The organism is Butyricimonas faecalis (genome assembly GCF_003991565.1).
Lineage (GTDB): Bacteria > Bacteroidota > Bacteroidia > Bacteroidales > Marinifilaceae > Butyricimonas > Butyricimonas faecalis.
This window is the reverse complement of sequence record NZ_CP032819.1, coordinates 2,321,860-2,344,868: the sequence shown is the minus strand read 5'-3', so window position 1 is coordinate 2,344,868 and position 23,009 is coordinate 2,321,860. Positions and strand designations below refer to the sequence as shown.

The following is a 23,009-nucleotide window of genomic DNA, read 5'->3' as shown; positions in this document are numbered from 1 at the left end:
ATACCCCTTTTTCGATGATGTCTCGATGCTTACTCGAAGCTTAACCATTGGGAAACGTGTGAGCAACGAATGTGCAACGGCTGAGCAACGAATAAGTGGGATTATTTGGGTTACTTTACTTCTTTATTTGGGTTAGTTTAGGGTGGGAATAGGAGGTGTTGAATTCGATATTATGAATCGCGTGGTGAAAGTATAGCGGTGAATATAATTTGAGCTTGTAGTAGACGAGGCAAGGGCGGGGACGGTTTATTTTAGAATGATTAGGATATCTTAAAACGATCGTTTAATGATATCGTCACTTATCAACAATGTGTCGATTTTCGCAAAATCATAAGTATTTGATTGCTAAAAAGAAAAAATATTTTATTTAAATTTGTGGAATTCGAAAATTCATTATATTTGTAACGCATTAAACGATCGTTTTTTTGTAGGAAATGATGTTTATGCGGACAGCTTCTAGGCGTTATTGCTGTTTAAGTATAGCGTGTAGGACACATGGCAATAAATCAGGACTCGTGGTAGGGTTAGTGCGCGAAGCGTACCCAATCGGGTCTTCATTTTTAAAATTGCCGGTATAAACACAAGCCTAAAAACAATCCATGATATCGACTGATAAATTAAACTGGTATGCCGCCTATACCCGTGTAAATCAAGAATTGGTCATTAAAAAGAAATTAGACGAACTGGGGGTAGAAAATTATCTGCCGCAAGAAGAGCGAGTACGTGAAACTCCACTCGGTCGAAAAAAGATCAGGGTAATTCTCATTCATGGCTTGATCTTTATTCGAACAGACAAAGCAACTAGTTTTTCTTTACTGAACGATCACTTGTTGAATATTGTTTATTTGAAGGATCGAGAAGGACGTTGTTCTTTGGTTATCCCGGATAAACAAATGCAAGATTTCATGTTTTTGTTAGACTTTTCCACCGATGGTGTAGAGGTGCTAAATAAAGACTTGAAAAGGGGGGATCGTGTGCGAGTGATCAAGGGGCCTTTGTCGGGTTTGGAAGGGGAACTGGTACGCTTGAAAGGACACAAACGGGTTGTTATTCGATTGGATGGTGTGGCATCTATAGCCACGTCTTATATACCGGGTTCGTTTTTGGAAAAAATAGAGTAATAAGAAATAATGGAAAAGGATTTATTTCGCAAAGTGTACAAGCAGGTGAGTGGATTGGCGTTGAAAGATTGTCCCCCCTCGTCTCTGTCGGGACTTTTGCACGGTTACTTGTCGGTTTACTCGATGGTGAGAGTGTACCCCTGGCTGGAAGACGAGTATGGTAGTCTTTGGGATATTCACGATCGAATACGGGAAATAGCCCGGGTTATTCAAGAATTGTTGAAGGATAGAGATCTTCCGGTGGATACTCGTGCAGGGTATGTCGTGGATTTGATGGATGCTTACCTGTTGTATTCGGATATGAAATTTTTGGATACGGCATTGGATGCTGCTTATGAAATTCTTATTCCTAAGGGGAGTGATAAGATGGTATTGCCTTGTCGGACACCGAATATTTGCCGCCTGCTTTGTAATTGCTATTATTTCACGGGAGAAGATGAATGTGGCATGTTGGCTAAAAATCTCGTAACGGAGGCTTTGGGAATAAGTCGGAAATTTAGTCATGAGGAGTTGTGGGATTGGTGGGGGGCTATCTGCTTTTACGAGGATGTTGTCGGGGCTATGGAATTGTCGCTAGAAGAGCAAATTTCTTTGGAAGAGGAACGAGTTCGTTTGACAACCTGCGTGAAACAACGGAAGGATGAGATGATAGAGCGTTTTATGGGGTCGGCAGGTGAGGATCTTGGGGCATTAGCAAATGTGTTTAAGATTTTGGCAAAACGTAATTTTTATGAATATAATGAATTGAATGGTAAGGCTTTTCGTTAGAGAGTGTTTTTGCTCCTATTGCGTCCCCGGGAGAATTACTAAGCTGGGAGTAAGCCATTACAAGCGAAAGCAGGTGGATTCGGTTAATAAAACAAGTGACACCGTATTTAAGCTGAAAGATTCGGTGTACGAGAAATTAGATAAGGTTGCAAATTAAATAGAAATGTCTCGATATGAAAATAGTAATAGTGGGAACTGGATATGTCGGTTTGGTTTCAGGAACTTGTTTTTCAGAGATGGGAGTGGATGTTACTTGTGTAGATGTAGATCGAAAGAAAATTGATAAACTGCAACAAGGAATTATCCCAATATATGAACCTGGTTTAGAGGAATTGGTTTGTAAAAATGTTAATGCCGGTAGATTACATTTCACGACAGATTTGAGGGAGATACTTGATGAGGTTGAGGTGGTGTTTAGTGCGGTAGGTACTCCCCCGACGAGGATGGTTCTGCCGATTTGAAATACGTGTTGGAAGTGGCTCGTTCCGTGGGGCAGAATATGAAAAAATATCTTGTAATTGTTACTAAAAGTACAGTCCCTGTCGGTACGGCACTTAAAGTAAAGAATGCAATTCAAGAGGAATTAGATCGTCGAGGTGTAAATATTGAATTTGATGTGGCTTCAAATCCGGAATTTTTGAAAGAGGGGGCTGCTGTTCATGATTTTATGTCACCGGATCGTGTTGTTGTTGGTGTTGCAAACGAGCGGGCAAAAGAGATCATGTCTCGGTTGTACAAGCCGTTTATGTTGAGTGGGGATCGGATGATATTCACGGATATTCCTAGTGCAGAGATGATCAAATATGCTGCTAATTCGATGTTAGCTACCCGGATTTCTTTTATGAATGATATGGCAAATTTATGCGAGCTCGTTGGAGCTGATATTAATATGGTTCGTAAAGGGATTGGCACAGATTCCCGGATTGGTAAGAAATTTCTGTATGCCGGTTGTGGTTACGGTGGGAGTTGTTTCCCGAAAGACGTGAAAGCGTTGATCAAGACTGCAGAGCAAAATGGTTACGAGATGCAAGTCTTGAAAGCGGTTGAAAATGTGAACGAGAAACAAAAATCGATTCTTTTTGATAAGTTTATGAAACATTTTGCTGGAGAGGTGAAAGGGAAGATTGTGGCTATGTGGGGATTATCTTTCAAGCCGGAGACGGATGATATGCGGGAGGCTCCGGCATTGGTGTTGATCGATTTGCTGTTGAATGCAGGTGTATGCGTAAAAGTATATGACCCGATCGCCATGGATGAGTGTAAAAGACGTATCGGTGATAAGGTTATTTATTGTAAAGATATGTATGATGCGACGGTTGATGCTGATACCTTGATGCTTGTGACGGAATGGAAAGAGTTTAGGATGCCGAGTTGGAACGTGTTGAAGAAAGTGATGCGAGGGTACGTGGTTGTTGATGGTCGGAATATTTATGACAGGAAGGAACTGAAGGAAAACGGTTTTAATTATTACAAGATAGGATGAAAATACTGGTAACCGGTGCGGCTGGTTTTATCGGTTTTCACGTGGTACGATGCCTCCTGGAGCGAGGTGACGATGTCGTCGGGTTGGATAATATCAATGACTATTATGATGTGAATTTAAAGTACGCTCGTTTAGCGGAAACGGGAATCGATAAAGAAAATATAGAATATGGGAAACTGGTACGGGGTAAGAGATACCCGTTGTATCGGTTTATCAAGTTGAACCTTGAGGATCGGGAAGAGTTGCCGAAATTGTTTGAACGGGAACGATTTGAACGAGTGGTAAACCTTGCCGCCCAGGCGGGAGTTCGTTACTCGATAGAGAACCCTTGGGCTTATGTCGATAGTAATATTACGGGCTTCTTGAATATCCTGGAATGTTGTCGTTACTTGGGGGTTCGTCATCTCGTTTACGCCAGTTCCAGTAGTGTTTACGGCTTGAATGCCAACGTCCCATTCAAAGAGGATAGTGGGATAGCTCATCCTGTCAGCTTGTATGCGGCGACGAAAAAATCCAATGAGTTGATGGCACACGTGTACAGTCATCTTTACGGTCTTCCTACTACGGGTTTGCGTTTTTTCACGGTATACGGTCCTTGGGGACGCCCAGACATGAGCCCTCACCTTTTTACGAGGGCAATTATGGAAGGGCAAACCATGAAAGTGTTCAATCACGGGGACATGTTGCGAGATTTCACTTACGTGGATGATATCGTGGAGGGGGTGATTCGGGTGATGGATCGGGTGGCTGTGCCGGATGAAGATTGGAACGCGGAAGTCCCGAACCCGGCGACTTCTAGTGCGGCTTACCGGGTTTACAATATAGGTAACTCTTCCCCGGTAAGATTGATGGATTTCATTCACGCCCTGGAGGAAGCGTGCGGTAAGGAGGCGGTGAAGGAATATCTGCCTATGCAACCGGGAGACGTTTACCAGACAGATGCAGACACGACCCGTTTGTATCGAGAGATAAATTACAAGCCGAAGACTCCCTTGAAGGAGGGAGTGGAGAAATTCGTGAGGTGGTACAAAAAGTATTATAAATAAATTTGGCGATGGGAAAATACCTCTTGGATGCGGTTGTGATTCGTCCCTTGATAATAGGAATTGTTGTTATTTATCACGCTTTTATAATCTATAATGGAGGCTGGGAGGAACCGGTTGGTTTTCAGTCCATAAAATGGTATGGATGGATTGCTAAATTTTTTGACACCTTCCAAATGCCAGCAATAATTTTTGTGTCAGGTTATATTTATGGTTATCAGCAATTGACACTTGGACGTTTCGATAGTTTAAAGGATATCATGATAAAGAAATTTAAAAGGTTAGTGCTTCCAAGTGTGTTTTTCAGTTTGATTTATTTTTTCATGTTTTATAGGTGGGAAGATTACACGTTTTTATCGAGTGTGCTGAAAATATTAAGTGGGGTTGGTCACTTGTGGTTTTTGCCTATGCTCTTTTGGTGTTTCGTGGTGGGGAAAATTCTCGTTAATATGTGTTTTAAGCGATTGCCTAGTCAATTAAATCAAAATGAACTTGGTACGTTAAACAGTAAATGTGGGTTAGAGGTGGTAATTTCTAAAGATGTATATGTTTGGATGTCTTTTTTGTTTCTGTTAATGATATCTCTATTCCCCTGTCCTTTGCCTCTCGGGTTAGGCTCTGCAACCCGTTATATGGTATTTTTCTGGGGTGGTTTTCTGGTATGGAAATATCGTGATTGGATTATAGAAAAAACTTGCGATTTAAAGTATGTTGTGTTAATCGTGTCATGTTTTTTATTCCTGTTTCTGTTGAGTAATTATTTTTTTATATCGGTTAGTGAAGATCAGAATTTGATTGGGCGTTTAATAAAATACGTGGTAAATAGAATTGTAATCCTGCCGGTTTCTATATCTGGTGTTTGTGCGATATACCTGCTGACGAACTATGTGATTGATAAATGTCGAGTTAGGCCTGCTTCGTGGGTTGTTAATGCCGGGGCGATTTGTTTTGGGGTTTATATTTATCAACAATTTGTATTGGAAGTGTTATATTATAAAACTTCTTTGCCTCAACTTGTAGGGCCTTATTGGCTGCCGTGGATAGCTTGTGTTGTTACGTTTGTTTTGTCTATAATGTTTTCACAATTGACATTGAAAACACGTTTAGGAAGATATTTAATAGGCTAAAATGATAAAATAATTCTTTGGAAGACATTAACGAAAATGTTTGATAAAAATGCGTAAACTTAAATCGCTTTTTATGCGAATCCTTAGAAGTAAAGACGGGAAAGTATTGGCTTCGAATTTTGCCTATCTTTCTTCACTTCAAATTGCCAGTTACATATTCCCGTTGATCTCGATACCGTATCTTGCTCGCGTGTTGGGTGTTGACGGGTTGGGTAAGATTTCTTTTGCGGCGGCAATTATTATTTGGATTCAAACTATCGCGGATTGGGGATTTGATATGACCGGGGCGAGGAATGTGGCGCAAGCTAGAGATGATAAAAAGGAAGTTTCCAAAATATTTTCGGATATCTTTTGGTCAAGGATCTTTTTGATGTTTTGTTCTTTTCTGGTATTGCTCCTCTTGTTGTTGATCGTTCCCAAGTTTCGGGAGAATTACGTGATAATATTGTTTACTTTTTTATATGTCCCCGGGCATATACTTTTCCCAGCATGGTTTTTCTTAGGTTTGGAAAGGATGAAGTATTCCACTATATTGAATGTAATTTCCAAATTGATATTTATTGTGGCAATTTTTATCTTTATAAAGGATAAAGATGATTACATACTACAACCGGTCTTGGTAGCCTCTGGATATTTTTTGTCAGGGATTATAGCTTTGTATTTTATTTTCGTGAAATGGAAATATCGTCTATATAAACCGGTATTTCGGACGATAATCTTTACAATAAAAGGTAGTACAGATGTTTTCATTAACACGTTGATGCCGAACTTGTATAATAATCTTTCAGTTTTGCTGTTAGGATTTTTTGGAGGGGATACGGCAAACGGGATTTATTATGCGGGGCGGAAATTCGGGCAAGTTGCGTACTCGGTTTTAAATACTCTTACCAATGTTTTCTTCCCGTATCTTTCCAGGAAAATAGAGTATCATTCTTTATACGCTAAATTCAATTTGGGTGTATCCGGTTTGGGTAGTTTGATATTATTTGTTTTCGCACCCTTGTTAATTAGGTTATTTTTTGGCGAGGGGTATGGTGATGCAATTATTGTTCTGAGAATTACTGCATTTGCATTATTATTCACGAACATGGATTCTGTTTACGGTCAGAACTACTTGATCGTGTTACATCGAGAAAAATTATTGAGGAATCTCACGATAGTGGCTTCTGTTTGTGGTTTTGTTATAGCATTTCCACTTATATATTATTTTTCTTACATCGGGGCCTCGATTACTTACATGGTATCGAGTCTTTTGATTGGTGTCCTTCCAATGTATTATGCATTAAAAATAAAGAGAACAACTTGTGTATAATATGAATTATTAATCTTTACTGAAGGTTGTTTGTTTTTTACAGTTTGAGGTATTATGTAATTATTAAATTTATGAGATCTTTAGGTTATTATATAAAAAATCCATTGAAGGCACTGGGTGCCATTGTTGTACGTTGTAACTTTTTTTTCCCTGATGATGAGTTGTATTTAAAACTATTATTTCGATTATACATGGGGAAGAGATTGAATTTGAAGCGACCTCAAACATATAGTGAAAAATTGCAATGGCTAAAACTTCATGATAGAAAACCAGAATACACACAAATGGTGGATAAAATTACAGCCAAGGAATATGTAGCTTCTATTATTGGTAGGGATTATATAATTCCAACATTGGGAATTTGGAAGAGTTTTGATGAAATTGATTTCTCTACATTGCCAGACCAATTCGTATTGAAGACTAATAATGGAGGGGGAGGTGGTGGTATTGCCATTTGTAAGAACAAGGCAACATTTAATAAAAAGAATGCTGAAAAAAAATTGATGCGTTCAATGAAATCTAATTTGTACAGAACCTTAAGAGAATGGCCTTATAAAAACATAAAGTCTAAAATATTGGCAGAACAGTTTATGCAGGATGATAGTGGGCAGTTGCGTGATTATAAATTTTTTTGTTTCTCAGGAGTTGTAAGAGCCGTACTAGTTGCTACAAATCGATTTACATCTCATAATTTTAATTATTATGATCCTTTGTTCAATCCTTTACCAATAGAGAGTCGTGATGGGAAATGTTCTAGTGCGATAATAAATAGACCAGAAAAGTGGGACGAGATGATCTCAATTGCGGAAAAACTTTCAAAAGAAATTCCTTTTATTAGGGTAGATCTTTACTATGTAAACAACCACGTGTATTTTGGAGAATTGACTTTTTTTGATTCGTCTGGATATGATGATCTGTCTTCAGAGCATTGGAATATGGTATTTGGTGATTGGATTCAATTGCCGGATTGTAATTAGTTTATTGATAATTTTTATAATAGCATTTTTCCTCTTGTGTAGGTATTTACAAGTAAATTAATATATTTTTTCTTAGAAATCATGTATCTAATTCCAAGGCTAATAGGTGTTGGTATATACGCATTATTGCTAATCATTGTATATTATCTGATTCCTAGAACGAAAAGATGGTCTATTCCATTGAATATCTATACGATTGCATTAGCACTTATGGGATTTTTCTACGTGCCAATGGATGGTTCTGATTTAACAAGAATATATCCCGTTTTACAGTTATATGCTCAATATGCCCTTGATGATCCAGAGTCATGGGGGATAATAATGGCAAGTGGAACCCCGATGGCGGCACTTTATTATCACGTACTAGGTAATTTGGGAGATGAAAGATGGTTGCCTTTTGTTAACGCTTGTTTAACATATGGTTTATGTTTTGCGTTATTGAAATCTATATGCAAGCGGAGGCAAGTATTGAAAAAGGATATAGCTTTAGTTCTTCTTTTTTTCATGTCAAGGGGACTCTTGATGATGACGATTGCAAATATCAGAACCATGCTTTCTATGGCGATCGTGGCATATTGTATTTATAAAATATTAATAGAACACAAGGGGGGTGTCAAATATTTTTCGTTATTGATTATTGCTGCATTGATACATGCTGCGGGGATGGCTGCGGTAATGGTTTTTATTGTTTATTATGTGCTAAAAGGAAATAAAGGAAGAAATCGTTTATTTACAACGCTGGGAGTGCTCATCTTTGTGGTGGTTTCCTACGTGTATGGACGTAATTATATTCATCTTGCTATTGATAAAGGGGGGGATTACTTGGCTTATTCACAAGCATCGACAGGGTATTTTTATATATGGGAATTTGTGTTGAGTCTGATTGTTATTTTCGTGACACTGTTCATTCTTTTGGTTTATTATTTGAAAATTAATAGAAAATTGGGATTAGAGGAGTATAAAAAGGAAAGAGAAGAATACGGTGCTTTTATGGGATTTATGTTGTTCTTTACATTGATTGATTTAGTTGCAATATGGATTGAGTTTAATATTGGTTGGAGGTTAAGCTGGTTGATAGCTATTCTAGATATGCCCTTGTTATTGCTGATACTTGTATCGAAGCGTTACCCTGATACATATAAGTATAGACTTAGGAATTTAATCAAGATTATCAGTTTTGTATTGTTGTTTATCGCTTGTGTAAGAGGTGATTTATGCAGTTTGAAATTCGTGTGATGGATAGGCTGTAATTGTTATTTATCTATGAATATTTTATACATTTCACATTTAGGGGATAAAATATCGGCAGGTCCCAGTTGGAGCGTGCCCGCTAGTATTCGAGCTCAGGCGAAGTACGATAATGTTTTTTGGGTTAATATAACCTCGGCTCGAATGGAACACTGGTTAAATATTGCGTCTTTTCATTCAATAGAAGATTGTGGAAGATTAAGATTGAAAAACTTACCGGGCCCTTTCTCTTCTCCCGATATTGTGGTGTTCGAAGGATTTTATGCAATTAAAGAGGTTTTATTTTCGTATGAGCTAAGACGTAAAAGAATACCTTATGTTATAATTCCTCGTGGCTCATTAACGAGACAAGCGTTACGTAATCATAGTTGGTTAAAAAAGAAAATAGCTCACTGGTTATTTTTCAATTCTTTCGTGAAACACGCGTTAGCAATTCAATTTTTGACCGAAAAAGAACACGAGGATTCAATAAAGTTAAATAAAAATCACGTGATTATTCCCAATGGTTTTCATCAGCCCGTTTTGAGAAAGGAATGTTTTTCAGAAGTTGGTATAAAGGCATTGTTTATCGGGCGGATAGATGTCTATCATAAGGGATTGGATTTGTTGGTGCAAGCATGCCAACAGATAAAAGAAGAATTGAGAGAAGCTAAATTCATGATTACTTGTTATGGTCCTAAAGGGGACGAGGCCGATGGACTCGACATGTTAATTAAAGGATACGGGATAGAAGATATTGTAAAATTGAAAGGCGAGATCGGGGGAAAAGAAAAAGAAAACGCTATTCTTGATGCGGACGTGTTCATCATGACCTCTCGTTTCGAGGGGCATCCCATGGGGCTGATAGAAGCTTTATCTTACGGGTTGCCGGTGTTGGTATCCCGGGGCACGAACATGATGGATGAGGTGCAAGAGGCGAATGCCGGGTGGACGTGTGAGAATGAAGTGAATAGTATCGTTACATGTTTATTGCGTTTAATAAAGGAAAAAAGTCTTTTAAAACAAAAATCTCGGAATGCTCGCTTGCTGGCGTCAAGATATGATTGGGATCTTTTGGCAAAAGATTTTCATCAAGCTATATCCAGTATCCTCGAAACAAGCAAGCTTTCTGTTTAGGGAGATTATCATGAAAACAATAATTATCATTGCAAATTTCTGTCGCAAGTTTGATGGGACAGTGAATGGGCGTTTTCTCTATTTGGCAGAGATGTTTGCCAAGCGAGGATTTCGAGTAGAGTTGATCACGAGTGATTTTGATCATGGAACTAAAAAGTATAAAGATGAACCGGTAAAGACATACGAGTCAAAAATTATTTATATACATGAACCGGGTTACGTGAAAAATATAAGCTTTAGACGCTTGTATAGTCATCGATGTTGGGGAAAGAACGTTCGTGAATATTTGGAATCGTGTACGGTTCCCGATTACATTTACTGTGCCGTTCCCTCGTTGACAGCGGCGAGGGAAGCCGCGAGTTTTTCGAAAAGACATCATGTGAAATTCTTTATCGATATTCAAGATTTATGGCCGGAAGCGTTTGGCCTGGTTATAAAATCTCGATCGTTGCGAAATTTGTTATCATTCCCGATGAAATTGTACGTGGACGAGATATATAGGGCCGCGGATAAAGTGATCGCAGTTTCAGATACTTATAGAAATAGAGCGTTAGCAGTAAATAAACGTGACAAAGAGAGTTTGAGTGTTTATCTTGGTACTGATGGGGGTGTTTTTGATCTAGCTAGAAAGAAATATCGACTTGATCGAAAAGATAATGAAATATGGCTTTGTTATGTAGGCACTTTAAGTTTTAGTTATGATATAGAGTGCGTTTTGGATGCGTTATGCTTGTTGAAAGAAAGAAACTTTTCTCGTGTAGTGAAGTTTGTCGTTATTGGAGATGGACCGTTAAAAAATAGATTCGAGAGATATGCAGAGAACAAATTCGTTTATGTTGAATTTGCAGGAAAAATGCCGTATGAAAAGATGGTCGGATTGTTATGTTCCTGTGATATCGCTATAAATCCGATAAAAAAAGGGTCCGCTGGTAGTATTATAAATAAGGTTGGAGATTACGCCCTGTCAGGTCTTCCGGTTATTAACACGCAAGAATGTGAAGAGTATCGTGATTTGATAGAACGATACAAGTGTGGAATAAATTGTGAAGTAGGAAATGTCAACGAGGTAGCAAATGCAATTGAAAAGTTGGTCTTAGATAAAGACTTGAGAGACAGGATGGGTAAGCGATCTAGTGAGCTGGGTGATGAGCGATTTGATAGAAGAAAAACTTATCCAGCTATAGTAAACTTGTTTGAGAATTGAAATTTATGTACAAGCATTTTTTTAAACGTTGTATAGATTTTGTTTTCGTGTCAATCGTCTTGCTGGTGATCTGGCCAGTCTTGTTCATTATCGCGATCTGGTTGCATTTTGCCAACAAGGGGGCAGGAGCATTTTTTCTTCAAGAGCGCCCGGGAAAAGGCGGGAAGATCTTTAAAGTGATCAAGTTCAAGTCAATGACGGACGAGCGGGATGCAACGGGAAAATTGTTGCCGGATAAGCAACGCTTGACTAAAGTTGGGCGTTTTATTCGTTTGACGTCTATTGACGAGTTGCCACAATTGATAAACGTGTTAAAAGGAGACATGTCTTTAATCGGCCCCCGCCCTCTCGCTGTAGTGTATCTTCCTTATTATAACGAAGACGAGAAGCACAGGCATGACGTGCGTCCCGGGATTACCGGTTGGGCACAGGTGAACGGGCGGAAATCTATCACGTGGGATCGGAAATTGGCTTATGATATTGAATACGTGAATAACATGAGCTTGTGGATGGACGTGAAAATATTCTTTCTTACCGTGTACAGGGTTTTCAAAAGAGAAGATGTCGGGGTTGAAACGAGCGGTATCACTAATTTCCATGATTATAGAATCGCCCAATGGAAGATGGAGGGCCGGCAAGATTTGATAGATGAAGCAAGTGATAGAAGAAATCGGCAGTGAATTCTGGATTGATGATGTTATTACGATTGTTGATAATATGCATCATGATTTTAAAGAAAATGGTTTTAGTGGAAACCGTCAATTATTGTTATCCGGTAGAACCGCCATAGATTATATTTGTCAGGATATCGAGAGAGATAGAAAGATCACCACTGTTTACATGCCCGCTTATTGTTGCGACTCCATGATATATCCTTTCAAGAATCGAGGTATTGATGTGATATTTTATGATTTGATTCACGAGAACGGGAAAATCAAGTGTGATATTGACACTACTTTGAAAATAGATATTTTATACGTCTGTAACTACTTCGGTTTTAGTACAGGTGTTGATATTGAAACGATTACAAGCATGCAGGATAAGGGCGTGATAGTTCTTCACGATAGAACTCATGACCTTTTCAACAAAGCAAACACGTTTTCTGATTACACGTTTTGTAGCCTCAGAAAATGGATGGGGATTCCAACCGGGGCGATTGTCTCTAAAAAAGACGGGAGTTTCTTTCAAGCCTCTTTAAAGGAATGTGATTTCTCGAGAGGTAAATTCAAGGGGATGAGAATGAAATACGATTATCTCCGGGGTAACACGACTATTGATAAAGAAGATTTTCTTCGTCTTTTCACCGCTTTTAACAAAAGATTATCACGAGATTATCAGGATTACTCGATAGATAAGATGTCGTTACGATTGTTGCATGAACAAGATTTTGAACTGGTAAGAACACGTCGTCAACAAAACGCGAAGTTGTTGCACGATGAATTATCTGGATTGAATAACGTGTCCATGATGTTTCAACACGAGGGGGATCGTGTCCCCCTGTTTGTCCCGATCCTCGTGAAAAAAGAGATTAGAAATTCATTAAGAGATTACCTGGTCGGCAATAAAGTTTATTGTCCCGTGCACTGGCCTAAAAGCCATTCATTGCCAGATACGACGCGTGCAGATGCTTTCTATAATAGCGAGTTATCCTTGGTTTGCGACCAACGCTATGGCGAGAGACAAATGAGAAAAATAGTGGATTTGATAAAGAATTATTGTAATAAAACCAACATATGAAAACAATCTTGATAACGGGGATAGGAGGACTTACCCCTCGTTCAATAGCGAAGACTATTCGAAGAAATCATCCGGGCTACAAGTTAATAGGAATTGACGTAAATAAAAAAGCGATTGGCTTTTTCATGAAAGGGTTGTTGGACGACTACTCGGTATGTCCCCGGTGTACCGATGTCGAATATTTCCCTTTTATAGAGAGGCTAGTTGAAGAAAAAGGAGTTGATTACGCGTTTGTCCAGCCGGAAAGTGAAATTGTTGAATGGGGTGATTACTTTGAAAAATGCGGGAAATTCCCGTGTCCTGTTTTCATGGGATGCAAATCGTTGTCAGAATCGTTGAGAGACAAAGCTATCATGGCAGAATTGTTGAAAGATACGGGCTTTATCCCAAAAACCATTAAGGTAACACAGGAGAATCCCCGGTTCGAGGACGTGGAAAAAGAAATTGGTTTTCCTTGCTGGATTCGCGCGACCGAGGGTACGGGAGGATTAGGCTCTTTAAAACTGGAAAATCTCAGTAGTTATAAAAGTTGGCTTTTTATCAACAATCAAATACCGGAGTTTACGGTTAGTGAATTTTTAACCGGGAGGCATCTGGCAAACGAGATGCTTTATTATAATAACGAGTACGTGAAAGGTGCGGCATTGGAATGTGTCGAGTACGTGATGGCAAACATCGCCCCGTCCCATGTCACGGGTAATACTGCATTCGGTCGTTTCTTGAATGAAGATCGCGTTAATAAATTTTGTGATGATTGCGTAAAATATTTGTGCGATAAACTGAACGTGCCGGCTCATGGCATATTATCTTTTGATCTCAAGGAAGACAAGGATGGTAACATGAAAGTAACGGAAGTGAATATTCGCCACATGGCTTATACCGGTGTTATGGCACAAGTAGGTTTTGACTTGATAGAAGACACGATACGTGTCATGGAAGATGGTAACGCGAATAACGTTACCAGGGACCGGTATCATCATTACGATAAGCCGTACGTGTTTTTTAGAGACGTGGATGTGGAGCCAATCGTGTTAGAGTCTGAAAGAATGTTTGTTGAACGTTGAAATGTTCGTGTATGAATATCTATGGGAATAAAGTTATCTTGAGGGCATTGGAACCTGGTGATATGCCTTGTTTGCGTGAAATGATTAATGATCCAGAAATGGAAAGAATGGTTATCGGTTGGAGTTTCCCTGTTTCAGAGAAACAACAATTGGATTGGTATAATCGGGTTATTAGTGATGATAAGAATTTTCGTTTCGCGATCATGTACGAGGGGAAATTTGTTGGCGTTTCAACTTTAACTCGAATAGATTGGAAGAATCGTTCGGCGGATCATGGAATAAAGTTGTGTAATGATGTGCCTAAAAAAATTGGAATAGGGACAGATGGCGTGTATGCAACGATGAGGTACGCTTTTGAAGAGTTACAATTAAATCGATTGTATAGTAGTATTTTGGAATATAACATAGCATCTCAAAAGTTATACGCGAAATGTGGGTGGAAGGTGGAGGGAAACTATAGAAGGAGCATTTTTAAAAATAATGCTTATCATGATGAATTGGCTATTGCGATTTTGCGAGATGAATATTTTGAGTGGAAGGCGAATCGGGGAGAATGATTTTTCGGGAATGTCTAGCATTGAATCGGGTATACATAAAAGAGTCGTGTAAGTGGTGTTGAGACTCGATGAATTTATTTTCTAAATTTTTTTCAATGAAAAATAGAATTTGGTTGTCTCTAGCCCACATGGGTGGACGGGAACAGGAATTTATACAAGAAGCGTTTGACACGAATTGGGTAGTTCCCTTGGGTCCGAATGTGAACGCTTTCGAAAAAGCCTTACGGGACTTTTTAATTGGAAATGGGAAATTGAAAGTTGAAAACGAGGGGAAACAGGTGGTGGCTTTGAGTGCGGGAACGGCGGCGTTGCATTTGGGGTTGATACTTTTAGGTGTTGGAGAGGGGGATGAGGTGATTTGCCAGAGTTTCACGTTTTCGGCGTCGGCGAATCCAATTGCTTATCAGGGTGCAACTCCTGTTTTTGTGGATAGCGAGGAGGATACATGGAACATGGATCCGGTGTTGCTGGAGGAGGCAATTAAGGATCGTTTGGAGAAGACCGGGCGGTTGCCGAAGGCTATTATCCCGGTGCATTTGTACGGGATGCCCGGGAAGTTGGACGAGATTTTAGAGGTTGCCGGTCGTTATAACATTCCCGTGCTAGAGGATTCGGCAGAGGCGTTGGGGTCAGAGTACAAGGGGAGGAAGTGCGGGACGTTCGGGGTGTACGCGGCGTTGTCGTTTAACGGGAACAAGATTATCACGACGTCCGGTGGTGGGGCGTTGGTTTGCCCGAGCGAGGAACGAGCAAAACGGGCGTTGTTTTACGCCACGCAGGCGAGGGAGCAAGCCCCGCATTACCAGCACGAGAAAATCGGTTATAATTACCGGATGAGTAATATATGCGCGGGGATCGGGAGGGGCCAGATGTTCGTGTTGGAGGAGCACGTTGCCCGCAGGAGGGAGATTCATGATTTGTACGTGAAGTTGCTGGACGGGGTGAAGGGGGTGAAGGTGATGTGCCAGCCGGAAGGAGGGGATTTTAACTCGAATTACTGGTTGACGTGCATCACGGTGGATCCGGAAGAGGCGGGTTTCACGAGGGAGGACGTGAGGTTGGCATTGGATGGGGATAACATAGAGAGTCGCCCGTTGTGGAAGCCGATGCATTTGCAACCCGTGTTTAAGGAGGCTCCTTTTTACGGGAACGGGACCAGTGAACGATTGTTCGAGATCGGGTTGTGCTTGCCATCGGGACCGATGTTGACGGATCAAGATATAGAAAGAGTGGTGAAAGTGATTTGCGATTTATGATTTACGATTGAAGGATTGAAAGGGTATTTTGATGTGATTTCCTGAACTTGATTTTAAAATTAAGGATATTTCCCGGGTAATGACGCCCGGGAATTTTTATTTATTTTTAATTTTAAGATTATGGTAGAATTATTGGAAACAAGGTTTTTTGCCTTATTAGCGGGAGAATCATTTGAGGAAATCACGAAAGAAGTTTTGGAGAATGAATTGGGAAAATTTGTTGAAGAGGTTGCGAGATTATGCGACTCGGGAGATGATTATTTGTTGACGTGTCGTGTGCTGAATTACACGAAAACTCGATTGCGGGCTTTATCGGAGATGTATAAGGACCGCGATGGAGTGGGGGAAAAAAGGGGCATGTCGGTTATGCTTTATCGGGCAAGGGTTACAAGTGATTGAGGATGAATGGTTGCTTTTTCACGAGAGGAAGGATAATCCGGTGAGGTTTCAGAAAAATGAGGAGAAGAAGGTGTTGGTGTACTGGCAGACAGAGAATGTGCAGACGAAGGTGATGGAGCTGTTGATTGGTTTCGAGGCTCTCGGGGAGTTTTATTCTCCGACGGGGAAGTTGCTGGAGTTTTGCGAGTTGGTGGCCATTGCAGAACAGGTTTTGGGCATACGGATTAAAAATTTCCGGCAGTTGAAAAGCAGGGTGTTGAAACGGTATAAGGAAGAGACGGTTTTAGATCAAATGGAGAAGTTGATTGAAAGGTTGAGGGTACAGGTGTACAAGTAGGTTAGAATCTAGAGTAAAAAGTTAGTAGGATTTAGGGTAGTACGAGTTTAAAATACTTTTACTACCCTTTTTTGTTGTCTTGAACGTGGGGTGCAAGTGCTTTAATGAGTGTTGGTAATCATGGATTTAGGGTTATTTTGTTTGACGTAACCGTGACGTATAACTATCGGGAAGTTGGGGTGTTGTAATATTGCATTCGGAAATCAGCGAGAGTTGATGAGATAAAAATAGTATTCATTAAAAAAAGAGTTATGGCTTTAGTTCGGAATGAATTTGGAATAAAGGGGCGAGTTGGACATGTGGTTTTCTGCACGCTGAACGGTACAGGTACATCTTATCTGAGGAGTGTATCCAATAGAATGGACGCCAACACGCCGAAGCAGCAGGAGGTGAGATCGCGGTTTCGGGTGGCCGTGCGTTTTTACCAGCGGATTAAGAATACTCCCTTGAAGTGGATATTGGATCTTTCGGCCGACGAGATCTGCAATAGTGGTTACGCGCTTTTTATGAAGAAGAATTTGAAGGCGTTTCGGGCAAACGGGAAGATCGGGGATTTTTCGCAGTTGCATTTTTCTATCGGGGAACGACAACGGGCGTATAATCTGCAGGGGAGAATGGATGAACAGGGAATGGTTACGTTGGAGTGGGAGAATGATGAGGGGGTGTACGACTTTGGGGCGGCAGATCGTTTGAATGTGATCGTGCTTTATTCGAATCGTTCATTTAGCCCGAAGTTGGTGGAGGGGGTGGAGGTGTCGCGGGTGGCAGGAAAAGCAATGTTCCCGTTAGAGTGCGGTGAGGGGGTGACGGCGCATTTGTATTGTTTCTTTGTGTCCCCGGATGGGAAACGATTCTCGAATTCGCAGTACATTAAATTGTGAACGGGGTATGAAACCGATAAGTGGAATCGTTAATTCGATCAGCGAGTTGATTGGTCAATTAACACTCCCGGCAAGGGAGAAGAGAGAGTTGGAAATCGGGTTGTTGAAGTTAATTCAAGAGTTGGAGAGAGAATTAACACAGGCAAGGGCAGTTGCGGTGCAGGAGGAGGTGAAGGGGAATTGGTTGCAGCGATCGTGGCGACCGTTGGTGATGTTGACGTTTGCCAGTGTTATTTTGATCGGGACGTTTACCAGTTTACCGTTATTGGCGGATTCTTCCCGGTTCTGGGATTTGTTGGAGATCGGGTTGGGAGGCTACGTGGTGGGGAGAAGCGGGGAAAAAATCATGCAGGCATTCGCACGAAAGCCACGCTAATTGATTTTATTTTAAATTTTACATTTTAAATTCTAAATTTTTTGTTATGGATGTATTTTCAAATTCGAATTCACGATTTTCAATTGTAAACCATCGTTTGGTGGGAGGTGGGGTGATTCATCTTGTGTGTGAGAAGAATAGGCGGACGCTGGGTGAGCCGGAGATGATTATTTTGCATTACACGGCAGGTAGAGATGCGATGTCTTCGGCAAAGTTTTTGGTAAGGCCGGAGGTGAAGGCTTCAACTCATTTGGTGATCGGGAGGGATGGGCAGGTGATACAACTGGTTCCCTTTAATATCGAGGCGTGGCACGCGGGGAAGAGTAGTTACAAGGGGAGGAGTGAGCTGAATCGTTACTCGATCGGGATTGAGCTGGACAATTTGGGACAGTTGCAACTGGAAGGGGGAAAGTTCGTGGCGGAGTGTGGGAAAGAAGTACCCGTGAAGGAGGTGTACTCGGAAGATTCGGGAGAGATGCCGACGTACTGGCATGACTACACGGATGAGCAAATGCGGGTGTTGAACGAGGTGTGTGGTTTGCTGGTGGATACTTACCCTATCGGGGATATCGTGGGACATTCGGACGTGACTCCAAGAAAGGTGGACCCGGGACCGGCGTTGAGGGTGGCGGAGTGGATTCGGTATTATTGATTTACGATTTTTGATTTTAAATTTTAGATTGAACTCCCTTCCCCCTTCGGGGTGCTCCCTCTATAAATGGAGGAAGAGTTGGATTACTCACTGTTTTTGGGAAACTGTTCATTCTAAATTTTAAATTCTACATTCTAAATTTCATTCTTCGTGTAGGGCCCATGCGGGGAGTGTGAGATCATTTTAAATTTTCAGATTTATTCATTTTTAAATTTTATTGTTATGGCAAAATTTGATTCTTATTTATTAGGTAAGGTAACGAATTCCGTTGGTAACGTGACGATGTGTTACACGAACAAGCAGAATATCGCAAAGGCGAAGATTTTTTCAAGGAAGGATAAACCGACTCCGGAGATTCTTGATCAACGTGCTAAAATGAAAGTTCTGGTTCAATTATCCAGACGATTGTTGCCCGTGATTCGGAAAGGGTTTGCCGGAATTGGTAGAGGAACGACTTCTAATGCTTTCGTGAAGGAGAATCTGGTTGCGGTGGAGACGGACGAGAAACACGTGGCAACGATTATGTTTGACCGGGTAAAGTTGTCAAAGGGGTTGTTGAACCCGCCTAAAGTGTCGGTAACTTATGCATCAGAGAATAAGACCTTTGCTTTCGAACAGACGATGGAAAAGGACGAGGACGGGTATGCTTTCGGGGATGATAAGGTGTACGTCGTGCTGTTGGAAACCGTGTTGAGTCGGTCCAAGATTGTGGCTTTAAGGGATCGAAGTGAAAGCGGTAACATGAGTTATGCTCTTCCCGAGGATTGGGATGAGGCTAACGTGAAGGTGTATTGTTTCGCAACTTTGAAGAACGGGAGTGCAGTATCGGACAGTCGTTATTTGACGGTATGATGGGCGTGTACTTTTTTACCGGAATATTTTTCACGCTGGGGTTTAATGCTTTTCTCTCGCAAGTGGCGGATGATTTCGTGACGGGGGTGTTGAGTATCGTGGGAGGAGTGATTAGCTCGGTCGTGGTGGCTTGGTGTAAGAACCGATGGGAGCGGAAACGTTCCGAGAGGTGAGGAAAAAGGGGTGGCTTCGGCTGCCCCTTTTGAGTTATAAGGGAGAGTCTAACAAGTCAGCCTTTTAATGACTACCTCCCCTAACCCCTCCTTGCACAGGAGGGGAAACCGCTTGGTAATCAACCTTTCCCCTGTCTTCGGGAAGAGTCACCAGTTCCTCCTCTGTTTGTGTCAGAGAAGGAAGAAGAGTTTTCAGTATGATGAAAACTCTTGATGAATTGAGGAAAAGTTTTCAGTATAATGAAAATGGAGTCCTTCAAAAAGAACTCCATTTTTAATTTATCTTATCTTTTCAACTTTTCAGTTAAAAGTGGAACGATTTTGCGAACATCGCCGACGATACCCAAGTCTGCCACGTTGAAGATCGGGGCAAATTTGTCTTTGTTAATCGCGATGATGTATTCGGATTCTTCCATTCCGGCCAAGTGCTGGATGGCTCCGGAGATACCCATGGCGAAGTACAAGTCGGGACGTACGGTTTTACCGGTCTGTCCTACCTGACGTTCGTGGCCTAATACTCCAGCATCAACCATGGCTCGGGATGCAGATACTTCGGCACCGATGGTGTTTGCCATAGCACGCAACATATCGAATCCTTCTGCATTACCTACTCCACGACCTCCAGAGATCAATACATGAGCTTCGGTGATGTCCACCAAGTTCTTTGTTTGTTTAACTGTTTCAAGAACCCGTACACGGAATTTAGATTTGTCGAAGTTGATTTTTACATCTTCGATGGTTCCTTTCCGGTTGTCATCGCGTTGGCCCATGCGCATTACACCCGGGCGTACGGTTGACATTTGCGGACGGTGTTCCTTACAGATGATGGTTGCCATCAAGTTACCTCCAAATGCGGGACGGGTCATCAACAGATCCCGGTCCTCAGAAATTTCCAAACCTGTACAGTCTGCTGTCAATCCTGTTTCAACACGGGCAGACAAACGGGGACCGAGGTCACGACCGATGGTGGTTGCTCCGATCAACACGATACTCGGTTTGTTGTCACGGATGATCTGGTAAATAGCCTGTGCGTAAGGTTCGGTAACGTAAGTTGCCAGTTCCGGGGCATCCACACGCAATACGGTGTCGGCTCCGTAAGCAATACATTCCTGTGCCTGCGTTGTCAGGTCATGTCCCAACAACATGGCATATACTTTTTCATTTAAAGCATCAGCTAATTCTCTGGCTTTGCCTAACAATTCCAGACCCACGTTTTGGATAACGCCTTCTCTTTGTTCAACGAAGACGTAAACGTTTTTATATTGTGCCTTATCCATTTCTAATTTTAGATTTAATGATTTTAGATTTTAGATTTTAGATTGAAATACTCTAAATCTATCCTCTTTCATTAGATAATAAATTTTTCTTTCAATTTGCTGATAATGATGTCTACAGCTTCTGCCGGGTCTACTTCGTAGATTTGTCCTGCAGCTTTTACACCCTTGGTGAATGATTTGAATACGCGGGTCGGTGATCCGTTTAGTCCGATCTTCTGGTCATCCACGGTGATGTCGTTGTAGGTCCAGGTTTCGATGGGGTGGTTGTAAGCCTCAACGATTCCTCTTACAGACATGTACCGGGGTTTTACGCCGGATGCCAATGCCGTGAACACGCAAGGGGTATCTACCTGTACCATCTGGTAACCGTCTTCCATGGATTTCTTCACAGTGAAGGTCTTGTTGCCGTCGAAAGTCAAGCTTTCCACGTAAGTTACTTGCGGTAGATCCAGGTGTTCGGCGATCTGAGGACCAACCTGTGCGGTATCCCCGTCGATAGCCTGACGTCCGGTGATCAATAAGTCGAATTCCAAAGATCTCAAGGCTGCGGCAATGGTATTGGAAGTGGCCAACGTGTCGGCTCCACCGAATTTACGGTCACTTAACAAGATGGCACGATCCACTCCCATGGCGTATGCCTCTCTCAGGATAGCTTCAGCCTGAGGCGGACCCATGGTGATCACGGTTACGTGTGCTCCATATTGATCTTTTAATTGAAGGGCAAATTCAAGTCCTCCCTTGTCATCGGGATTCATAATACTGGGTACACCGTCTCTGATAAGGGTTCCTGTTACGGGGTCCAGTTTGATTTCCGTGGTATCCGGAACTTGTTTAATACAAACAACGATCTTCATGTCAACTGTCTTTTACTTTAATAAATTTGCTGCAATCACCATTCTCTGAACTTCTGACGTACCCTCGTAGATTTCAGTAATCTTGGCATCTCTCATCATTCTTTCAACCGGGTATTCACGGGTGTATCCGTAACCTCCATGGAATTGTACGGCTTTGGTCGTTACTTCCATGGCCGTTTCTGCCGCGAATAATTTAGCCATAGCTGCATCTGCAGAATAAGGCACTTTCAGGTCTTTCTTGTAGGCAGCTTGTCTTACCAACAAACGGGCAGCTTCAACTTTGGTCTGCAGGTCAGCCAATTGGAATTGGGTGTTCTGGAATTGTCCGATGGCTTTGCCGAATTGTTTACGTTCTTTCACGTATTTCACGGTTTCATCCATGGCTCCTTGGGCAATACCTAAGGCCTGAGAAGCGATACCGATACGTCCGCCGTCAAGTGTTTTCATGGCGATACCGAAGCCTTTACCTTCTTGTCCGAGTAAGTTTTCGGCAGGAACGATGCAGTTTTCCATGATCAGCTCGCAAGTAGCCGAACCGCGGATACCCATCTTTTTCTCTTTTTTACCGATAGAGAATCCCGGGAAGTCTTTTTCCACGATAAAGGCAGAAATTCCTTTAGTCCCTTTGGATTTATCGGTCATCGCCATGATGATGTACACGTGTGCGTAACCGGCATTGGTGATGAAGATTTTAGATCCGTTCAGCACGTAGTGATCTCCCTCTTTTACCGCGAATGTCTGTTGTGCGGATGCGTCGGTCCCGGCGTTCGGTTCTGTCAGTCCGAATGCTCCGATCCATTCACCGGAAGTCAACTTGGGAAGATACTTGGCTTTTTGTTCGGGAGTTCCGTGTTCCATGATCGGTGCGCAACACAAAGAGGTGTGTGCCGACACGATTACTCCGGTCGTGGCACATACGCGGGATAACTCTTCTACCGCCATCGTGTAAAGGATGTTGTTACCGCCTGCTCCGCCGTATTCAACCGGGAACGGGATACCCATAATACCGAGTTTTGCCATTTTTTGAACGGTTTCCATCGGGAATCTCTCTGATTCGTCCACTTCCGCCGCCAGAGGTTTTACCTCTTTTTCTGCAAACTCTCTTATCATTTGTAAGAAGAGTTGCTCTTGTTTTGATAGACTGAAATCCATTATTATTAATGTTTTTTTAATTGATCGAAGCTAATTGTAATTC

At 41.6% G+C, this 23,009-nt stretch carries 24 protein-coding genes and 1 pseudogene; 22 read left to right on the top strand and 3 right to left on the bottom strand.

Annotated elements, in window-relative coordinates:
• Positions 1–599 precede the first annotated feature (599 nt).
• The 22 genes and pseudogenes from D8S85_RS10315 (at position 600) to D8S85_RS21500 (ending at position 19,683) form a co-directional block, all read left to right on the top strand.
• Positions 600–1,121 carry a UpxY family transcription antiterminator gene (locus D8S85_RS10315; RefSeq protein WP_106480636.1) on the top strand — a complete coding sequence of 174 codons (522 nt, stop codon included), beginning with the start codon at positions 600–602 and terminating at the stop codon, positions 1,119–1,121.
• A gap of 9 nt (positions 1,122–1,130) precedes the next feature.
• Positions 1,131–1,889 carry a hypothetical protein gene (locus D8S85_RS10310; RefSeq protein ID WP_127075038.1) on the top strand — a complete coding sequence of 253 codons (759 nt, stop codon included), beginning with the start codon at positions 1,131–1,133 and terminating at the stop codon, positions 1,887–1,889.
• A 173-nt stretch (positions 1,890–2,062) separates the two neighbouring features.
• Positions 2,063–3,372 (top strand): annotated as a pseudogene (locus D8S85_RS10305) (UDP-glucose dehydrogenase family protein).
• Positions 3,369–4,418, top strand: coding sequence for an NAD-dependent epimerase (locus tag D8S85_RS10300; protein ID WP_106480633.1), 1,050 nt, complete (start codon positions 3,369–3,371; stop codon positions 4,416–4,418). The pseudogene D8S85_RS10305 and the gene D8S85_RS10300 overlap by 4 nt, the downstream one beginning before the upstream one ends.
• Before the next feature lie 8 nt (positions 4,419–4,426).
• Positions 4,427–5,542: an acyltransferase family protein gene (locus tag D8S85_RS10295; protein ID WP_106480632.1), complete on the top strand. Its 1,116-nt coding sequence runs from the start codon at positions 4,427–4,429 to the stop codon at positions 5,540–5,542.
• Positions 5,543–5,615: 73 nt separating this feature from the next.
• The gene (locus tag D8S85_RS10290) at positions 5,616–6,854 is read left to right on the top strand and encodes an oligosaccharide flippase family protein (RefSeq protein ID WP_106480631.1); all 1,239 of its coding nucleotides are present in this window, start codon (positions 5,616–5,618) and stop codon (positions 6,852–6,854) included.
• A 71-nt stretch (positions 6,855–6,925) separates the two neighbouring features.
• Positions 6,926–7,831: an ATP-grasp fold amidoligase family protein gene (locus D8S85_RS10285; protein WP_106480630.1), complete on the top strand. Its 906-nt coding sequence runs from the start codon at positions 6,926–6,928 to the stop codon at positions 7,829–7,831.
• Positions 7,832–8,011: 180 nt separating this feature from the next.
• Positions 8,012–9,067, top strand: coding sequence for an EpsG family protein (locus D8S85_RS10280; protein ID WP_172726503.1), 1,056 nt, complete (start codon positions 8,012–8,014; stop codon positions 9,065–9,067).
• Between the two features lie 27 nt (positions 9,068–9,094).
• The gene (locus D8S85_RS10275; RefSeq protein WP_106480628.1) at positions 9,095–10,195 is read left to right on the top strand and encodes a glycosyltransferase family 4 protein; all 1,101 of its coding nucleotides are present in this window, start codon (positions 9,095–9,097) and stop codon (positions 10,193–10,195) included.
• Between the two features lie 10 nt (positions 10,196–10,205).
• On the top strand, positions 10,206–11,399 hold the full coding sequence (locus D8S85_RS10270; protein ID WP_158641551.1) for a glycosyltransferase family 4 protein: 1,194 nt from the start codon (positions 10,206–10,208) through the stop codon (positions 11,397–11,399).
• A 5-nt stretch (positions 11,400–11,404) separates the two neighbouring features.
• Complete coding sequence (locus D8S85_RS10265) at positions 11,405–12,079, top strand: sugar transferase (RefSeq protein WP_106480626.1); 675 nt, start codon at positions 11,405–11,407, stop codon at positions 12,077–12,079.
• On the top strand, positions 12,048–13,136 hold the full coding sequence (locus D8S85_RS10260) for an aspartate aminotransferase family protein (protein ID WP_106480625.1): 1,089 nt from the start codon (positions 12,048–12,050) through the stop codon (positions 13,134–13,136). The genes D8S85_RS10265 and D8S85_RS10260 overlap by 32 nt, the downstream gene beginning before the upstream one ends.
• The gene (locus D8S85_RS10255; protein WP_127075037.1) at positions 13,133–14,200 is read left to right on the top strand and encodes an ATP-binding protein; all 1,068 of its coding nucleotides are present in this window, start codon (positions 13,133–13,135) and stop codon (positions 14,198–14,200) included. The genes D8S85_RS10260 and D8S85_RS10255 overlap by 4 nt, the downstream gene beginning before the upstream one ends.
• A gap of 11 nt (positions 14,201–14,211) precedes the next feature.
• Positions 14,212–14,757 carry a GNAT family N-acetyltransferase gene (locus D8S85_RS10250; RefSeq protein WP_106480623.1) on the top strand — a complete coding sequence of 182 codons (546 nt, stop codon included), beginning with the start codon at positions 14,212–14,214 and terminating at the stop codon, positions 14,755–14,757.
• A 95-nt stretch (positions 14,758–14,852) separates the two neighbouring features.
• Positions 14,853–16,013 carry a DegT/DnrJ/EryC1/StrS family aminotransferase gene (locus D8S85_RS10245; RefSeq protein WP_106625065.1) on the top strand — a complete coding sequence of 387 codons (1,161 nt, stop codon included), beginning with the start codon at positions 14,853–14,855 and terminating at the stop codon, positions 16,011–16,013.
• Positions 16,014–16,133: 120 nt separating this feature from the next.
• Complete coding sequence (locus tag D8S85_RS10240; RefSeq protein WP_106480622.1) at positions 16,134–16,412, top strand: hypothetical protein; 279 nt, start codon at positions 16,134–16,136, stop codon at positions 16,410–16,412.
• On the top strand, positions 16,348–16,749 hold the full coding sequence (locus D8S85_RS10235) for a hypothetical protein (RefSeq protein WP_158641550.1): 402 nt from the start codon (positions 16,348–16,350) through the stop codon (positions 16,747–16,749). Before D8S85_RS10240 ends, D8S85_RS10235 begins: the two co-directional genes overlap by 65 nt.
• A 251-nt stretch (positions 16,750–17,000) precedes the next feature.
• On the top strand, positions 17,001–17,630 hold the full coding sequence (locus tag D8S85_RS10230; protein ID WP_106480620.1) for a DUF6266 family protein: 630 nt from the start codon (positions 17,001–17,003) through the stop codon (positions 17,628–17,630).
• Between the two features lie 7 nt (positions 17,631–17,637).
• Complete coding sequence (locus tag D8S85_RS10225; protein ID WP_106480619.1) at positions 17,638–18,006, top strand: 3TM-type holin; 369 nt, start codon at positions 17,638–17,640, stop codon at positions 18,004–18,006.
• Positions 18,007–18,052: 46 nt separating this feature from the next.
• The gene (locus D8S85_RS10220) at positions 18,053–18,658 is read left to right on the top strand and encodes an N-acetylmuramoyl-L-alanine amidase (protein ID WP_106480618.1); all 606 of its coding nucleotides are present in this window, start codon (positions 18,053–18,055) and stop codon (positions 18,656–18,658) included.
• 222 nt (positions 18,659–18,880) lie between these two features.
• Complete coding sequence (locus D8S85_RS10215; RefSeq protein WP_106480617.1) at positions 18,881–19,510, top strand: DUF6266 family protein; 630 nt, start codon at positions 18,881–18,883, stop codon at positions 19,508–19,510.
• Positions 19,507–19,683 (top strand): hypothetical protein, encoded by a 177-nt coding sequence (locus tag D8S85_RS21500; protein WP_158641549.1) that lies wholly within the window; start codon positions 19,507–19,509, stop codon positions 19,681–19,683. Before D8S85_RS10215 ends, D8S85_RS21500 begins: the two co-directional genes overlap by 4 nt.
• A 284-nt stretch (positions 19,684–19,967) precedes the next feature.
• Here D8S85_RS21500 and D8S85_RS10210 read toward each other — a convergent pair whose 3' ends face one another.
• From D8S85_RS10210 to D8S85_RS10200, 3 genes are all read right to left on the bottom strand, one after another.
• Complete coding sequence (locus D8S85_RS10210) at positions 19,968–20,960, bottom strand: electron transfer flavoprotein subunit alpha/FixB family protein (RefSeq protein WP_106480616.1); 993 nt, start codon at positions 20,958–20,960, stop codon at positions 19,968–19,970.
• A 71-nt stretch (positions 20,961–21,031) separates the two neighbouring features.
• Positions 21,032–21,814 carry an electron transfer flavoprotein subunit beta/FixA family protein gene (locus D8S85_RS10205; RefSeq protein WP_027201897.1) on the bottom strand — a complete coding sequence of 261 codons (783 nt, stop codon included), beginning with the start codon at positions 21,812–21,814 and terminating at the stop codon, positions 21,032–21,034.
• A gap of 12 nt (positions 21,815–21,826) precedes the next feature.
• The gene (locus tag D8S85_RS10200; protein ID WP_106480615.1) at positions 21,827–22,966 is read right to left on the bottom strand and encodes an acyl-CoA dehydrogenase; all 1,140 of its coding nucleotides are present in this window, start codon (positions 22,964–22,966) and stop codon (positions 21,827–21,829) included.
• Positions 22,967–23,009 lie beyond the last annotated feature (43 nt).

What these genes read in the sequence shown, in the direction of transcription:
- D8S85_RS10315 (WP_106480636.1), top strand. Translation starts at nt 600, where the DNA reads ATGATATCGACTGATAAATTAAACTGGTATGCCGCCTATACCCGTGTA.
- D8S85_RS10310 (WP_127075038.1), top strand. Translation starts at nt 1,131, where the DNA reads ATGGAAAAGGATTTATTTCGCAAAGTGTACAAGCAGGTGAGTGGATTG.
- D8S85_RS10300 (WP_106480633.1), top strand. Translation starts at nt 3,369, where the DNA reads ATGAAAATACTGGTAACCGGTGCGGCTGGTTTTATCGGTTTTCACGTG.
- D8S85_RS10295 (WP_106480632.1), top strand. Translation starts at nt 4,427, where the DNA reads ATGGGAAAATACCTCTTGGATGCGGTTGTGATTCGTCCCTTGATAATA.
- D8S85_RS10290 (WP_106480631.1), top strand. Translation starts at nt 5,616, where the DNA reads ATGCGAATCCTTAGAAGTAAAGACGGGAAAGTATTGGCTTCGAATTTT.
- D8S85_RS10285 (WP_106480630.1), top strand. Translation starts at nt 6,926, where the DNA reads ATGAGATCTTTAGGTTATTATATAAAAAATCCATTGAAGGCACTGGGT.
- D8S85_RS10275 (WP_106480628.1), top strand. Translation starts at nt 9,095, where the DNA reads ATGAATATTTTATACATTTCACATTTAGGGGATAAAATATCGGCAGGT.
- D8S85_RS10270 (WP_158641551.1), top strand. Translation starts at nt 10,206, where the DNA reads ATGAAAACAATAATTATCATTGCAAATTTCTGTCGCAAGTTTGATGGG.
- D8S85_RS10265 (WP_106480626.1), top strand. Translation starts at nt 11,405, where the DNA reads ATGTACAAGCATTTTTTTAAACGTTGTATAGATTTTGTTTTCGTGTCA.
- D8S85_RS10260 (WP_106480625.1), top strand. Translation starts at nt 12,048, where the DNA reads ATGAAGCAAGTGATAGAAGAAATCGGCAGTGAATTCTGGATTGATGAT.
- D8S85_RS10255 (WP_127075037.1), top strand. Translation starts at nt 13,133, where the DNA reads ATGAAAACAATCTTGATAACGGGGATAGGAGGACTTACCCCTCGTTCA.
- D8S85_RS10250 (WP_106480623.1), top strand. Translation starts at nt 14,212, where the DNA reads ATGAATATCTATGGGAATAAAGTTATCTTGAGGGCATTGGAACCTGGT.
- D8S85_RS10245 (WP_106625065.1), top strand. Translation starts at nt 14,853, where the DNA reads ATGAAAAATAGAATTTGGTTGTCTCTAGCCCACATGGGTGGACGGGAA.
- D8S85_RS10240 (WP_106480622.1), top strand. Translation starts at nt 16,134, where the DNA reads ATGGTAGAATTATTGGAAACAAGGTTTTTTGCCTTATTAGCGGGAGAA.
- D8S85_RS10235 (WP_158641550.1), top strand. Translation starts at nt 16,348, where the DNA reads ATGGAGTGGGGGAAAAAAGGGGCATGTCGGTTATGCTTTATCGGGCAA.
- D8S85_RS10230 (WP_106480620.1), top strand. Translation starts at nt 17,001, where the DNA reads ATGGCTTTAGTTCGGAATGAATTTGGAATAAAGGGGCGAGTTGGACAT.
- D8S85_RS10225 (WP_106480619.1), top strand. Translation starts at nt 17,638, where the DNA reads ATGAAACCGATAAGTGGAATCGTTAATTCGATCAGCGAGTTGATTGGT.
- D8S85_RS10220 (WP_106480618.1), top strand. Translation starts at nt 18,053, where the DNA reads ATGGATGTATTTTCAAATTCGAATTCACGATTTTCAATTGTAAACCAT.
- D8S85_RS10215 (WP_106480617.1), top strand. Translation starts at nt 18,881, where the DNA reads ATGGCAAAATTTGATTCTTATTTATTAGGTAAGGTAACGAATTCCGTT.
- D8S85_RS21500 (WP_158641549.1), top strand. Translation starts at nt 19,507, where the DNA reads ATGATGGGCGTGTACTTTTTTACCGGAATATTTTTCACGCTGGGGTTT.
- D8S85_RS10210 (WP_106480616.1), bottom strand. Translation starts at nt 20,960, where the DNA reads ATGGATAAGGCACAATATAAAAACGTTTACGTCTTCGTTGAACAAAGA.
- D8S85_RS10205 (WP_027201897.1), bottom strand. Translation starts at nt 21,814, where the DNA reads ATGAAGATCGTTGTTTGTATTAAACAAGTTCCGGATACCACGGAAATC.
- D8S85_RS10200 (WP_106480615.1), bottom strand. Translation starts at nt 22,966, where the DNA reads ATGGATTTCAGTCTATCAAAACAAGAGCAACTCTTCTTACAAATGATA.